13 protein-coding genes are annotated in these 14,875 nt (G+C 70.6%); all 13 read left to right on the top strand.

Annotated features, from left to right (window positions below):
- Window positions 1-1,880 (top strand): penicillin-binding protein 2 (locus tag PV343_RS22010; RefSeq protein ID WP_319148672.1); only part of this gene is annotated, 1,880 nt, incomplete at its 5' end.
- A gap of 172 nt (window positions 1,881-2,052) precedes the next feature.
- Window positions 2,053-3,573: a UDP-N-acetylmuramoyl-L-alanyl-D-glutamate--2,6-diaminopimelate ligase gene (locus PV343_RS22005; RefSeq protein WP_401699400.1), complete on the top strand. Its 1,521-nt coding sequence runs from the start codon at window positions 2,053-2,055 to the stop codon at window positions 3,571-3,573.
- Between the two features lie 4 nt (window positions 3,574-3,577).
- Window positions 3,578-4,981 (top strand): UDP-N-acetylmuramoyl-tripeptide--D-alanyl-D-alanine ligase, encoded by a 1,404-nt coding sequence (locus PV343_RS22000; RefSeq protein ID WP_319148670.1) that lies wholly within the window; start codon window positions 3,578-3,580, stop codon window positions 4,979-4,981.
- A complete protein-coding gene (mraY, locus tag PV343_RS21995) occupies window positions 4,978-6,051 on the top strand; it encodes a phospho-N-acetylmuramoyl-pentapeptide-transferase (protein ID WP_193384443.1) in 1,074 nt (357 codons plus the stop codon). Before PV343_RS22000 ends, mraY begins: the two co-directional genes overlap by 4 nt.
- Window positions 6,033-7,475 (top strand): UDP-N-acetylmuramoyl-L-alanine--D-glutamate ligase, encoded by a 1,443-nt coding sequence (gene murD / locus PV343_RS21990; RefSeq protein WP_319148669.1) that lies wholly within the window; start codon window positions 6,033-6,035, stop codon window positions 7,473-7,475. Before mraY ends, murD begins: the two co-directional genes overlap by 19 nt.
- A gap of 67 nt (window positions 7,476-7,542) precedes the next feature.
- Entirely contained in the window at window positions 7,543-8,904 is a 1,362-nt protein-coding gene (gene ftsW, locus PV343_RS21985; protein WP_319148668.1) for a putative lipid II flippase FtsW, read from the top strand.
- A gap of 6 nt (window positions 8,905-8,910) precedes the next feature.
- Window positions 8,911-9,999: an undecaprenyldiphospho-muramoylpentapeptide beta-N-acetylglucosaminyltransferase gene (gene murG, locus PV343_RS21980; RefSeq protein ID WP_020939482.1), complete on the top strand. Its 1,089-nt coding sequence runs from the start codon at window positions 8,911-8,913 to the stop codon at window positions 9,997-9,999.
- A 26-nt stretch (window positions 10,000-10,025) separates the two neighbouring features.
- Window positions 10,026-10,820, top strand: a complete 795-nt coding sequence (locus tag PV343_RS21975) for a cell division protein FtsQ/DivIB (protein ID WP_319148667.1) — start codon at window positions 10,026-10,028, stop codon at window positions 10,818-10,820.
- A 278-nt stretch (window positions 10,821-11,098) separates the two neighbouring features.
- Window positions 11,099-12,307, top strand: coding sequence for a cell division protein FtsZ (gene ftsZ / locus PV343_RS21970; RefSeq protein WP_319148666.1), 1,209 nt, complete (start codon window positions 11,099-11,101; stop codon window positions 12,305-12,307).
- On the top strand, window positions 12,304-13,032 hold the full coding sequence (gene pgeF, locus PV343_RS21965; protein WP_319148664.1) for a peptidoglycan editing factor PgeF: 729 nt from the start codon (window positions 12,304-12,306) through the stop codon (window positions 13,030-13,032). The genes ftsZ and pgeF overlap by 4 nt, the downstream gene beginning before the upstream one ends.
- Window positions 13,033-13,038: 6 nt before the next feature.
- Window positions 13,039-13,758 (top strand): YggS family pyridoxal phosphate-dependent enzyme, encoded by a 720-nt coding sequence (locus PV343_RS21960; protein ID WP_319148663.1) that lies wholly within the window; start codon window positions 13,039-13,041, stop codon window positions 13,756-13,758.
- Between the two features lie 128 nt (window positions 13,759-13,886).
- Window positions 13,887-14,528 (top strand): cell division protein SepF, encoded by a 642-nt coding sequence (locus tag PV343_RS21955; RefSeq protein WP_319148662.1) that lies wholly within the window; start codon window positions 13,887-13,889, stop codon window positions 14,526-14,528.
- Window positions 14,529-14,577: 49 nt separating this feature from the next.
- Window positions 14,578-14,865, top strand: coding sequence for a YggT family protein (locus PV343_RS21950; protein WP_020939476.1), 288 nt, complete (start codon window positions 14,578-14,580; stop codon window positions 14,863-14,865).
- Window positions 14,866-14,875: the final 10 nt, after the last annotated feature.

Raw genomic sequence — 14,875 nt, 5'->3', positions numbered from 1 at the left:
GGCCCGGCGCCCGGCCGGCCCGCCGGCCCAGCGCGTACCGGCCGCCGCCCGCGCCGGTCCTCCGGCTCGGCAGCCCGCGGCCCCGGCTGCGCATGGTCGGCCTCGCGCTCACCCTGGTGATGCTCGCCTTCGTCGTACGGCTGCTCCAGGTCCAGGCCGTCGACGCCGCCGCGTACGCGGCCAAGGCCGTGCAGAACCGCTATGTCGTGCACACCCTGGCCGCCGAGCGGGGCGGCATCACCGACCGCAACGGCGTGGCCCTCGCCATCAGCGAGGACGCCTACGACATCACGGCCGACCCGACGATGTTCACCGCCGAGCAGCTGAAGATCGGCGACGGACCGGAGCGGGCCGCCGCGCTGCTCGCGCCGATCCTCGGCCAGGACCAGGCGGCGATCGCCAAGAAGCTCAGGCCCGCGAACAAGCTCTCGCGCTACACCCGGCTCGCCAACCGCCGGACGCCGCAGGTCTGGAAGCAGATCAAGGACCTGAAGGCCGCGCTCACCAAGAAGGCCGAGACCGACAAGGGCACGGTCAACGTGCTCGCCGGCGTCTTCGCCGACCCGAGCAGCCAGCGCGTGTACCCGAACGGCGACCTCGCCGCCGGGATACTGGGCTGGGTCAACGCCGACGGCCGGGGCGGCGGCGGCATCGAACAGGAGCTGGACAAGCGGCTGTCCGGCAAGGACGGCCAGCTGCGCTACGCCCAGTCCGGCGGGCGCGAGGTGCCCACGGCCGGCTCGACGGAGACCCCCGCCGTACCCGGCTCCGACGTCGAACTCACCATCGACCGCGACATCCAGTGGGCCGCCCAGAACGCCATCACCGAGCAAGTGCGGAAGTCCAGGGCGGACCGCGGCTACGTCATCGTCCAGGACACCCGCACCGGCGAGATCCTGGCCATGGCCAACTCGCCCGGCTTCGACCCCAACGACCTGTCGAAGGCCGACGGGGAGGCCATGGGCAACGCGGCCGTCCAGGACGCCTTCGAGCCCGGCTCCACCGCCAAGGTGATGTCGATGGCGGCCGTGCTCGAACGGAACGCGGCCACCCCGCTGACCCACGTCGTCGTGCCCAACCGGCTGCACCGCGGCGACCGGCTCTTCCAGGACGACGTCGACCACGGCACCTGGTACCTCACGCTCAACGGCGTGCTCGCCAAGTCCAGCAACATCGGCACCATCCTCGCCACCGGCCAGCTCGGCCGGACCCAGCCGGAGGCCAACAAGGTCCTCCACTCGTACCTGCGCAGGTTCGGCATCGGCAGCGCCACCGGCCTCGGCTTCCCCGGCGAGACCAGGGGCATTCTCGCGCCCGCCGGAAAGTGGTCCACGTCGCAGCAGTACACGATTCCTTTCGGCCAGGGCTTCTCGCTCAGCGCCATGCAGGCCGCCTCCGTGTACTCGACGATCGCCAACGGCGGTGTCCGCGTCGAGCCGACCCTGGTACGCGGGACGAAGGGCGCCGACGGACGTTTCGCACCGGCCCCGCAGCCCAAGAAGACCCGTGTGGTCAGCGCTAAGACCGCGAAGACCCTCGCCCAGATGCTGGAGTCCGTCGTGGACGACGAGCAGGGGACCGGCATCAAGGCCCGCATCCCCGGGTACCGGGTGGCGGGCAAGACCGGCACGGCCAACCGCGTGGATCCGGCCACCGGCCGCTACCACGGCTACACCTCGTCCTTCGCCGGATTCGCACCCGCGGACAACCCGCGGATCACCGTCTACTGCGCGATCCAGAACGCCACGTCGGGCAGCTACTTCGGCGGCCAGATCTGCGGCCCGATCTACAAGCAGGTGATGGAGTTCGCCCTGAAGACCCTCCAGGTCCCGCCGACCGGGGCGAGGCCCGCGAACCTGCCTGTCGACTACAAGCCCTGATCAGCACACGCGAACGACCACCAGGAACCCACTCGTGACGACGAACAGCCCGAACCCCGGGAACCAGGGCAGCACCCCTGGCCCCTCACTTCGCTCCGGAGCGGGTGCGCCCGGTACGCTCACCGCCGTGCCACACGCTGATCAGTCCCAAATCACCCAGAAGGGCGCTTCCGTGACATATCCGGGACCGCCGCGACCGGTTCAGGTCTCCGCCACACCTCTCGCGGAACTGGCCGATCAGCTGGGTGCCGCCGCTCCGGGGGCCGCCGCCGAGGTCACGGGGATCACCCACGACTCGCGCGCCGTCCGCCCCGGCGACCTGTACGCCGCCCTCCCGGGCGCCCGCCTGCACGGCGCCGACTTCGTCACCCAGGCCGCCGGCCTCGGCGCGGTCGCCGTGCTCACCGACCCGACCGGCGCCGAGCGCGCCGCCGCGACCGGACTGCCGGTCCTGGTGGTGGACGACCCGCGTGCGCGGATGGGCGAACTGGCGGCCACCATCTACGGCCGTCCGGGCCGTGACCTGCTCCAGATCGGCATCACCGGCACCTCCGGCAAGACCACCACCGCCTACCTGGTCGAGGGCGGTCTGCGCACCACGCGCTCCACCGGTCTCATCGGGACCGTCGAGATGCGCATCGGCGAGGAGCGCATCAAGTCCGAGCGCACCACCCCCGAGGCCACCGACCTGCAGGCCCTGTTCGCGGTCATGCGCGAACGCGGTGTCGAGGCGGTCGCCATGGAGGTCTCCAGCCACGCGCTGGTCCTCGGCCGGGTCGACGGCTGTGTCTTCGACATCGCCGTCTTCACCAACCTCAGCCCGGAACACATGGAGTTCCACTCCGACATGGAGGACTACTTCCGGGCCAAGGCACAACTCTTCACGCCGGAGCGCAGCAGACTCGGCGTCGTCAACACCGACGACGAGTACGGCCGCCGGCTCGCCGCCGAGGCGACCGTCCCGATGGTCACCTTCTCCGCCGAGGGCCACCCCGACGCCGACTGGCGCGCCGAGGACGTCCAGGTCGGCCCCATGGACTCGACGTTCACCGTGCTCGGCCCCGACGGCCAGCGCGTCCACGCCAGGTCGCCGATCGCCGGGCCCTTCAACGTGGCGAACACCCTCGCCGCGATCGTCGCCCTCGCCGTGGCCGGTCTCGACCCGCAGACCGCCGCCGACGGCATCGCCGCCGTGCCGGGCGTCCCCGGCCGCCTGGAGCGCGTGGACGCCGGCCAGCCCTACCTCGCCGTCGTCGACTACGCCCACAAGACCGACGCGGTCGAGTCGGTGCTCAAGGCACTGCGCAAGGTCACCAAGGGCCGTCTGCACGTGGTCCTCGGCTGCGGCGGCGACCGCGACCGGACCAAGCGCGCCCCGATGGGCGCCGCCGCGGCCCGGCTGTCCGACACGGCCGTACTGACCTCCGACAACCCCCGCTCCGAGGACCCCCTGGCGATCCTCGCGACCATGCTCCAGGGCGCGGCCTCCGTGCCCGCGCACGAGCGTGGCGAGGTGCTCCTGTTCGAGGACCGGGCCGCCGCCATCGCCGCCGCCGTGGGCCGCGCCCAGGCCGGCGACACCGTGCTGGTCGCGGGCAAGGGCCACGAACAGGGCCAGGACATCGCCGGCGTGGTCCGTCCCTTCGACGACCGCCAGGTGCTTCGCGCAGCTATCCAGAAGACCCAGGGATGAACTTGTGATCGCCCTCTCTCTCGCCGAGATCGCTGAAGTCGTCGGCGGGCAGACGCACGACATACCGGACCCGTCCGTCCACGTCACGGGACCGGTCGTCCGGGACTCCCGGGAGGTACGCGAAGGCAGCCTCTTCGTGGCCTTCGTCGGCGAGCGCGCCGACGGCCACGACTACGCGCAGGAGGTCGTCAAGGCCGGTGCGGCCGCCGTGCTGGCGTCCCGGCCCGTCGGCGTGCCCGCGATCGTGGTCGAGGACGTCCAGACCGCGCTCGGCGCCCTCGCCCGCCATGTCGTACGCCGGCTCGGCGCGACCCTCGTCGCCCTGACCGGCTCGGCGGGCAAGACCAGCACCAAGGACCTCATCGCCCAGGTGCTCCGGCGCAAGGCGCCCACCGTCTTCACGCCCGGCTCGCTCAACAACGAGATCGGGCTGCCGCTGACCGCCCTGTCGGCGACCGCGGAAACCCGTTTCCTCGTCCTGGAGATGGGCGCCCGCGGCATCGGCCACATCCGCTACCTCGCCGAGCTGACCCCGCCGCGGATCGGCCTGGTGCTCAACGTCGGCACCGCCCACATCGGCGAGTTCGGCGGCCGTGAGCAGATCGCCCAGGCCAAGGGCGAACTCGTCGAGGCGCTTCCGGCCGCGGCCGACGGCGGCGCGGCGATCCTCAACGCCGACGACCCGCTGGTGCGCGCCATGGCCTCCCGTACCAAGGCGAAGGTGGTCCTTTTCGGAGAGTCGGCCGAAGCGGACGTACGCGCCGAGAACGTACGACTCACGGACAGCGGACAGCCCGCTTTCAGGCTTCACACACCCTCCGGTGCAAGCGATGTGACCATGCGCCTGTACGGTGAGCACCACGTGTCGAACGCGCTCGCCGCGGCCGCCGTCGCCCATGAGCTGGGCATGTCCGCGGAAGAGATCGCCCTCGCGCTCTCCGAGGCGGGCTCCCTCTCCCGCTGGCGGATGGAGGTCACCGAGCGCCCGGACGGCGTGACCATCGTCAACGACGCCTACAACGCCAACCCCGAGTCCATGCGGGCCGCCCTCAGGGCGCTCGCGGCCATGGGCAAGGGGCGCCGCACGTGGGCGGTGCTCGGCAAGATGGCCGAGCTGGGGGACGAGGCGCTCGCCGAGCACGACGCCGTCGGACGGCTCGCCGTCCGGCTCAACGTCAGCAAGCTCGTCGCGGTCGGGGGGATTGAGGCCTCCTGGCTGCAACTGGGCGCATATAACGAGGGTTCGTGGGGTGAGGAGTCGGTGCACGTGTCCGACGCACAGGCGGCGGTCGACCTGTTGCGCAGCGAGTTGCGCCCGGGGGACGTCGTACTCGTGAAGGCCTCCCGTTCGGTGGGGCTCGAGAGCGTCGCCCAGGCGCTCGTCGAGGGCGGGGTCGATGCCCGATGATGAAGCAGATCCTGTTCTCGGGAGTCATCGGCCTCTTCCTGACGCTGGTCGGCACCCCGCTGCTGATCAAGCTCCTCGCCCGCAAGGGCTACGGCCAGTACATCCGTGACGACGGCCCGCGCGAGCACGCCAGCAAGCGCGGTACGCCGACCATGGGCGGCATCGCCTTCATCCTGGCGACGATCGCGGCGTACTTCCTCAGCAAGCTCATCACCGGCTACGCCCCGACCTACTCGGGTCTGCTGGTCCTCGGCCTGATGTTCGGCATGGGCCTGGTCGGCTTCCTGGACGACTACATCAAGATCGTCAAGCGGCGGTCACTGGGTCTGCGGGCCAAGGCGAAGATGGCCGGCCAGCTCATCGTCGGCATCGGCTTCGCCGTGCTGTCGCTGATGTTCTCCGACGCCCGCGGCAACACCCCGGCGTCCACCAAGCTGTCGTTCATCACCGACTTCGGCTGGTCGATCGGCCCGGTGCTGTTCGTGGTCTGGGCGCTGTTCATGATCCTCGCGATGTCGAACGGCGTGAACCTGACGGACGGCCTCGACGGCCTGGCCACCGGCGCCTCCGTCCTCGTCTTCGGCGCCTACACGTTCATCGGCGTCTGGCAGTTCCAGGAGTCGTGCGCCAACGCGCAGACCCTGACGAACCCGAACGCCTGCTACGAGGTGCGCGACCCGCTGGACCTCGCGGTCGTCGCGTCCGCGCTGATGGGCGCCTGCCTGGGCTTCCTGTGGTGGAACACCTCGCCCGCCAAGATCTTCATGGGGGACACGGGTTCGCTCGCCCTGGGCGGTGTGCTCACCGGTCTGGCCATCCTCTCCCGCACGGAGCTGCTGGTGGCCATCATGGGCGGCCTGTTCGTCCTCATCACCATGTCGGTCGTCATCCAGGTCGGCTCGTTCCGGCTCACCGGCAAACGCGTCTTCCGGATGGCACCGCTCCAGCACCACTTCGAACTCAAGGGCTGGTCCGAGGTCCTGGTGGTGGTCCGCTTCTGGATCATCCAGGGAATCTGCGTGATCGTCGGACTCGGCCTCTTCTACGCGGGATGGGCAGCGGACAAGTGACCTCCTCGGTGCCCACTGGGCTTTCGGAGTTCCAGGGCAAGCACGTCACGGTCGCGGGACTCGGTGTCTCCGGCGTCCCGGCGGCCAGGGTGCTGCACGCGCGCGGCGCGATCGTCACGGTCGTCAACGACGGCGACGACGCACGCGCGCGTGAGCAGGCCGCCGAACTGGAGGCGCTCGGTGTCACCGTGCGCCTCGGCGACGGCGCGACCCTGCCCGAGGGCACCGAGCTGATCGTCACCGCCCCCGGCTGGAAGCCCGACAAGCCGCTCTTCCTGGCGGCCGCGGAGGCGGGCGTGCCCGTCTGGGGCGACGTGGAACTGGCCTGGCGCCTGCGCGGGCCCGACGCGGCCCCCTGGCTCGCCGTGACCGGCACCAACGGCAAGACCACGACCGTGCAGATGCTGGCCTCGATCCTGCGGGCCGCGGGCCTGCGCACGGCCGCCGTCGGCAACATCGGTGTCTCGCTGCTGGACGCGGTCCTCGGCGAGGAGCCGTACGACGTGCTCGCCGTGGAGCTGTCCAGCTACCAGCTGCACTGGGCGCCCTCCCTGCGCGCCCACTCCGCGGCCGTGCTGAACCTCGCCCCGGACCACCTCGACTGGCACGGCTCCATGGAGGCCTACGCGGCCGACAAGGGGCGTATCTACGAGGGCAACCAGGTCGCCTGCGTCTACAACACGGCCGACCCGCGCACCGAGGACCTGGTGCGCGAGGCCGACGTCGAAGAGGGCTGCCGGGCCATCGGGTTCACCCTCGGCGCCCCGGGCCCGTCCCAACTCGGCGTCGTGGACGGCATCCTGGTCGACCGGGCCTTCGTGGAGAACCGGTACAAGAGCGCGCAGGAGCTGGCCGAGGTCTCCGACGTCGAACCGCCGGCCCCGCACAACATCGCCAACGCCCTTGCCGCCGCCGCCCTGGCGCGCGCCTTCGGGGTGCCCGCCGCGGCCGTCCGCGACGGTCTGCGCGCCTTCCGTCCCGACGCGCACCGCATCGCGCACGTCGCGGACATCGACGGTGTGGCGTACGTCGACGACTCCAAGGCGACCAACACCCATGCCGCGGAAGCCTCGTTGGCGGCATATGAGCCGATTGTATGGATTGCCGGTGGTCTGGCTAAGGGCGCGACCTTCGACGAACTGGTCGCCAGGTCCGCGAAGCGGCTGCGTGGCGCCGTCCTCATCGGCGCCGATCGGGCCCTGATCCGCGAGGCCCTCACGCGACACGCCCCGGAAGTACCCGTCGTCGACCTCGAACGGACCGACACTGGGGCGATGCTCCAGGCGGTGACGGAAGCGAAGCGGCTCGCACGGCCCGGTGACACGGTGCTGCTGGCCCCGGCCTGCGCCTCCATGGACATGTTCACCAACTACAACGAGCGCGGTGACGCGTTCGCGGAGGCGGTCCGCGAACTCGGCGCCTGACCCGGCCGCCTGCCGGGCGGATCTTGGGAGGGACGCGTGGGACGGTCGACGTTCACTGGAGGCGCTGATGCCCGGTAGCCGTACCGGCCGGCCGCCCGTACAGCGGGCGTCCCGCCGTCCCGCCGCCGCCCGGCCCGCGCGCGAGAACTCCCTGCTGCGGCTCTACACACGGGCACGCAAGGCCTGGGACCGCCCGCTGACCGCCTACTACCTGATCCTCGGCGGCAGCCTGCTGATCACCGTGCTGGGCCTGGTGATGGTCTACTCGGCCTCCCAGATCACCGCGCTCCAGCTCTCGCTGCCGGGGTCGTACTTCTTCCGCAAACAGGCCCTCGCCGCGCTCATCGGCGGCGCACTGCTGTTCGCCGCCTCCCGCATGCCGGTGAAACTCCACCGGGCGCTCGCCTACCCGATCCTGGCCGGCGCCGTCTTCATGATGGCCCTGGTGCAGGTGCCCGGGATAGGGATGTCGATCAACGGCAACCAGAACTGGATCTCCCTCGGCGGCTCCTTCCAGATCCAGCCAAGCGAGTTCGGCAAGCTCGCCCTCGTCCTGTGGGGCGCCGACCTGATCGCCCGCAAGCAGGAGCGCAAGCTGCTGACCCAGTGGAAGCACATGCTGGTGCCGCTGGTCCCGGTCGCCTTCCTGCTGCTGGGCCTGATCATGCTCGGCGGCGACATGGGCACCGCGATCATCCTCACCGCGATCCTGTTCGGCCTGCTCTGGCTCGCCGGGGCGCCAACCCGGCTGTTCGCCGGGGTGCTGACCATCGCCGCCCTGATCGGCGGGGTCCTCATCAAGACCAGCCCCAACCGCATGGCCCGGCTGGCCTGCATCGGAGCCACCGAGCCCAAGGCCGGGGTGGCCGACTGCTGGCAGGCCGTGCACGGCATCTACGCCCTCGCCTCCGGCGGACTCTTCGGATCCGGCCTGGGTGCGAGTGTGGAAAAATGGGGCCAACTGCCAGAAGCGCACACCGACTTCATCTTCGCCGTCACCGGTGAGGAACTGGGCCTGGCGGGGACGCTGTCGGTACTCGCCCTGTTCGCGGCTCTAGGCTATGCGGGTATCCGCGTGGCCGGATGCACGGAGGACCCCTTCGTGAGGTACGCCGCGGGAGGCGTGACCACGTGGATCACCGCTCAGGCGGTGATCAACATCGGTGCGGTGCTCGGCCTGCTGCCGATCGCCGGCGTCCCCCTCCCGCTGTTCTCCTACGGAGGGTCCGCCCTGCTGCCGACCATGTTCGCCATCGGGCTGCTGATCGCCTTCGCACGCGACGAGCCCGCTGCGCGGGCGGCGCTTGCGATGAGGCAACCTCGCTTTGGTAGAAAGCGGGCTGGAGGCGCCAGGATGGATCGGGGGCCTCGGAGATGGAACACGATGCGACGGCGCGCCTCGGTGGCGCGTACGTCCGGAGAGCGGTGAATTTCGGTGCATGTCGTACTCGCTGGTGGGGGGACCGCCGGCCACATCGAGCCCGCGCTCGCCCTCGCGGACGCCCTGCGCAGGCAGGACCCGACCGTGGGCATCACGGCCCTGGGCACGGAACGCGGGCTTGAGACCCGACTCGTCCCGGAGCGCGGCTACGAGCTGGCGCTGATCCCCGCCGTGCCGCTGCCCCGCAAGCCCACGCCCGAGCTGATCACCGTCCCGGGCCGGCTGCGCGGGACCATCAAGGCGGCCGAGCAGATCCTGGAGCGCACCAAGGCGGACTGCGTGGTCGGCTTCGGCGGCTACGTCGCCCTGCCCGGCTACCTGGCCGCCAAGCGCCTCGGCGTGCCCATCGTGATCCACGAGGCCAACGCCCGCCCGGGCCTGGCCAACAAGATCGGCTCGCGGTACGCGGCCCGGGTCGCCGTCTCCACCCCGGACAGCAAGCTGCGCGACGCCCGCTACATCGGCATCCCGCTGCGCCGCTCCATCGCCACCCTGGACCGCGCCGCCGTCCGCCCCGAGGCCCGCGCCCGCTTCGGCCTCGACCCCAACCTGCCCACGCTGCTCGTCTCGGGCGGCTCGCAGGGCGCACGGCGCCTCAACGAGGTCGTCCAGCAGGTCGCTCCGTGGCTCCAGCAGGCCGGCATCCAGATCCTGCACGCGGTCGGTCCGAAGAACGAACTGCCGCAGGTGCAGCAGATGCCGGGAATGCCTCCCTACATCCCGGTAAGTTACCTGGACCGGATGGACCTCGCGTACGCCGCGGCCGACATGATGCTCTGCCGCGCGGGCGCGATGACCGTCGCCGAACTCTCCGCCGTGGGTCTCCCGGCCGCCTACGTCCCGCTGCCCATCGGCAACGGCGAACAGCGACTGAACGCCCAGCCGGTGGTCAAGGCCGGCGGCGGACTCCTGGTCGACGACGCGGAACTCACCCCGGAGTGGGTGCAGCAGACCGTCCTGCCCGTGCTCGCCGACCCGCACCGGCTGTACGAGATGTCCCGTGCCGCCGGTGAGTTCGGCCGCCGGGACGCCGACGAACTGCTCGTCGGCATGGTGTACGAGGCGATCGCCTCACGCCGTTAGGACCGTATGACGAAAGGGCTGTGAGCGTGGCCGGACCGACGACCGCCGAGCGCGGTGACCGCCAGCAGGAGTCGTCCGGCCCACCGCCCGCGCGGCGATGGGGCACACGCCGCCTCCGCGCCCTCGTCGTCCTGGCCGGCCTGCTGGTGCTCCTCGCGGGCGGCTGCGCGTGGCTGCTGTACGGCTCCTCGTGGCTGCGCCTGGAGCGCGTCTCGGTCTCCGGCACGCGGATGCTGACCCCCGCCGACGTGCGCGAGGCCGCCTCCGTGCCGGTCGGGGCGCCGTTGGTCTCCGTCGACACGGAGGCCGTCGAGGCCCGGCTCCGCCGGAAACTGCCCCGGATCGACACCGTCGACGTCGTCCGTTCCTGGCCGCACGGAATCGGCCTGAAAGTGACCGAACGTACCCCGGTGCTCCTTGTCCGAAAAGCCGGGACGTTTGTGGAAGTCGACGACGACGGTGTCCGGTTCGCCACGGTTTCGCAGGCGCCGAAAGGCGTTCCGGTCCTGGAATTGACCGCCTCCCGTTCCGGCCCCGGCGCCGCGAGCTTCCGGCGTTTCGGCACCGATCGGCTGGTGCGCGAGGCGGTACGGGTCGGCGGCGACCTGCCCGCCGCGGTGGCGCGGCAGACCCGGACCGTCAAAGTCCGCTCCTACGACGACATCTCACTGGAGTTGGGCGACGGGCGCTCGGTCGCGTGGGGCAGTGGCGAGGGCGGCCGCGCCAAGGCACGAGCCCTCACAGCACTCATGAAAGCAGCTCCCGGCGCACGGCACTTCGATGTCAGCGTGCCCACCGCCCCTGCGTCATCGGGGAGTTGACGCACATCAGCGCAGGCCAGCACCCTGGTTGGGCACTGCTATGGCTGATCACATAGGGTGAAAAGAAAAACGGGAGGTTCGGCGTGTTCGTTGAACGGGCGCCACTTGTCGACTTAGTGTCCTGTTCAGAAGACTCCAGGGAACAGACACACTGGTAACCCTAAACTTCAGGGTTAGGGTTCGGGTCGGCGTTCGGACCGTCCCATTCGGCATCAGTCGTCCCGGTGCGGGGAACCGCCCGGCGGCGACAACGTAATTCGAGGCGAGAGGCCTTCGACGTGGCAGCACCGCAGAACTACCTCGCAGTCATCAAGGTCATCGGTGTCGGCGGCGGTGGTGTCAATGCCATCAACCGGATGATCGAGGTCGGTCTCAAGGGCGTCGAGTTCATCGCCATCAACACCGACGCACAGGCGCTGTTGATGAGCGACGCCGACGTGAAGCTCGACGTCGGCCGTGAACTCACCCGCGGACTCGGCGCCGGAGCCAACCCGGCCGTCGGCCGCAAGGCGGCCGAGGACCACCGCGAGGAGATCGAGGAGGTCCTCAAGGGGGCCGACATGGTCTTCGTGACGGCCGGTGAAGGCGGCGGCACCGGCACCGGCGGGGCGCCGGTCGTGGCCAACATCGCGCGCTCGCTGGGCGCCCTCACCATCGGCGTGGTCACGCGCCCGTTCACCTTCGAGGGACGGCGCCGCGCGAACCAGGCCGAGGACGGCATCGCCGAGCTGCGCGAGGAGGTCGACACCCTCATCGTCATCCCGAACGACCGACTGCTGTCCATCTCGGACCGCCAGGTCTCGGTCCTGGACGCCTTCAAGTCGGCCGACCAGGTCCTGCTCTCCGGTGTCCAGGGCATCACCGACCTCATCACCACCCCCGGCCTGATCAACCTCGACTTCGCCGACGTCAAGTCGGTCATGTCCGAGGCGGGTTCCGCCCTGATGGGCATCGGCTCGGCCCGCGGCGACGACCGCGCGGTGGCCGCCGCCGAGATGGCGATCTCCTCGCCCCTGCTGGAGGCGTCCATCGACGGCGCCCGGGGCGTGCTGCTCTCCATCTCCGGCGGTTCGGACCTCGGCCTGTTCGAGATCAACGAGGCGGCCCAGCTGGTCAGCGAGGCGGCCCATCCCGAGGCCAACATCATCTTCGGCGCCGTCATCGACGACGCCCTCGGCGACGAGGTCCGGGTCACCGTGATCGCGGCCGGGTTCGACGGCGGCCAGCCGCCGGCCCGCCGGGACAACGTCCTCGGCTCGGCCTCCTCCTCGCCGGCCCCGGCCCGCCGCGAGGAGCCCGCTCCGGCCCGGCAGCCGGAGAGCCGCCCGACCTTCGGCTCGCTCGGCAGCGTGACGCCGAAGGAGGAGCCGGAGCCGGCGCCCGAGCCGGTCGCCGAGATCCCGGTGGCCCCGCCGGTCCCGCCGTCGCCGCGGACCTACTCGGACAGCGCGGCCGAGGAGCTGGACGTGCCGGACTTCCTGAAGTGATAGGACAGCGCGAGAGCGTGAGCGGCGCGCACTTCGCCTTCACCGACCGGTGGGGCGGGGTGAGCGCCGCTCCGTATGAGGAGCTCAACCTCGGCGGAGCGGTCGGCGACGATCCCGGGTCGGTGCGCTCGAACCGGGAGCTGGCGGCGAAGACGCTCGGGCTCGATCCCGGTCTCGTCGTCTGGATGAACCAGGTGCACGGCGCCGGCGTGGCCGTCGTGGACGCGCCCTGGGGCGCGCAGCCCGTACCGGAGGTCGACGCCCTCGTCACCACCCGCCGGGGGCTCGCCCTTGCGGTCCTCACCGCCGACTGCGTACCGGTCCTGCTGGCCGACCCGGTCGCCGGTGTCGTGGCCGCCGCGCACGCCGGGCGGCCCGGCATGATCAAGGGGGTCGTTCCCGCCGCCGTACGGGCCATGACGGAACTCGGCGCCGAGCCGGGCCGGATCGTCGCCCGCACCGGCCCCGCCGTGTGCGGCCGGTGCTACGAGGTGCCGGAGGCGATGCGCGCCGAGGTGGCCGCCGTCGAGCCGGCGGCGCACGCCGAGACGAGCTGGGGCACACCCGCGGTCGACGTGGGCGCCGGCGTGCACGCCCAGCTCGAACGGCTCGGGGTGGCCGACCGGGCGCAGTCTCCGGCGTGCACGCTGGAGTCGGGCGACCACTTCTCCTACCGGCGCGACCGCACCACCGGGCGGCTCGCCGGTTACGTCTGGCTGGACTGATGGGGCATGACGGAACGTAAGACCGAACTCGCCGCGAACCTGGCGAAAGTGGAGCAGCGCATCGCCGCCGCCTGTGCGGCGGCCGGGCGCGAGCGGGACGAGGTGACCCTGATCGTGGTCACCAAGACCTACCCGGCGAGCGATGTGCGGATCCTGTCGGAGCTCGGGGTGCGTCACGTGGCCGAGAACCGGGACCAGGACGCCGCCCCGAAGGCCGCCGCGTGCGCGGATCTGCCCCTGAGGTGGCACTTTGTCGGTCAGTTGCAGACCAACAAAGTCCGTTCCGTGGTGGGTTATGCCGATGTGGTGCAGTCCATCGACCGGGACCGGCTGGTGACCGCGCTGTCGAAGGAGGCCGTGCGGACCGGGCGCGAGGTGGGCTGTCTGGTCCAGGTCGCGCTCGACGCGGGCGAGCGCGAGCGGGGCGAGCGCGGAGGCGTCGCGCCCGGCGGGATCGAGGAGTTGGCCCGGCTCGTGGCCGAGGCTCCCGGGCTCCGGCTCGACGGTCTGATGACCGTCGCTCCGCTCACCGGGGAATACGCGGGACGCGAACAGGCGGCGTTCGGGCGGCTCATGGATTTGTCGACCGACCTGCGCCGGACCCATCCGGCTGCAACCATGGTGTCCGCAGGGATGAGTGCGGACCTCGAACAGGCCGTGGCCGCCGGAGCGACACATGTGCGCGTCGGCACTGCGGTACTCGGAGTCCGACCCAGGCTCGGGTAACGTCGCCAAGAAGTCGGACCACAGCAGAAAATATGGTCAATGCCCGCCCAGGTGGGCGCAACGACCCCGTGGATCGCGGGCACTTGGCAGTCGTCACCCGATCCACCACAGAGCGGAGGACTCAGAGCATGGCCGGCGCGATGCGCAAGATGGCGGTCTACCTCGGCCTCGTGGAGGACGATGGGTACGACGGCCGTGGATTCGACCCCGACGACGACTTCGAGCCCGAGCTGGACCCGGAGCCCGAGCGGGAACACCGACGGCATGAACCGTCACACCAGTCGCATGGCGCGCACCAGTCCCAAAGGGACGAAGAGGTGCGAATCGTGCAACCGCCCGCGCCGCGCGAGCCGGTGGCCCGGTCGACCGCGCTCGCCGCGGAATCCAGCCGTCCGGCGCGCATCGCGCCCGTGGCATCCATCACACAAGAACGTCAGTCCCTGGAGAAGAACGCGCCGGTGATCATGCCCAAGGTCGTGTCCGAACGAGAGCCGTACCGGATCACCACGCTTCACCCCCGGACCTACAACGAGGCCCGTACCATCGGGGAACACTTCCGTGAGGGCACCCCGGTGATCATGAATCTCACTGAGATGGATGACACAGACGCCAAGCGACTTGTCGACTTTGCGGCCGGTTTGGTGTTTGGTCTTCACGGCAGCATCGAGCGGGTGACGCAGAAGGTGTTCCTGTTGTCGCCTGCTAACGTCGATGTCACGGCGGAGGACAAGGCCCGCATCGCAGAGGGCGGGTTCTTCAACCAGAGCTGAGACGTACCACCGGACAAGGCACGGAACAGGGGAGAGGGAAAGTCAGACCATGAGCGTGTTCGCGCAGGTGATCTACATCGCGCTGATGGTGTTCCTCGTCGTGCTGATCTTCCGGCTGGTCATGGACTACGTCTTCCAGTTCGCCCGCTCGTGGCAACCCGGCAAGGCGATGGTGGTCATCCTGGAGGCCACCTACACTGTCACCGATCCACCGCTGAAGCTTCTGCGGCGGTTCATCCCGCCGCTGCGTCTCGGGGGCGTGGCGCTCGACCTGTCCTTCTTCGTACTGATGATCATCGTCTGGATCCTCATCTCCGTCGCACAGAGATTCGTGTGATGAGGATGGA

It is taken from the genome of Streptomyces sp. WI03-4A, assembly GCF_033792105.1.
GTDB classification, from domain to species: domain Bacteria; phylum Actinomycetota; class Actinomycetes; order Streptomycetales; family Streptomycetaceae; genus Streptomyces; species Streptomyces collinus_A.
The sequence above is the reverse complement of the archived record's forward strand: the minus strand, read 5'-3'. Positions and strand labels throughout refer to the sequence as shown.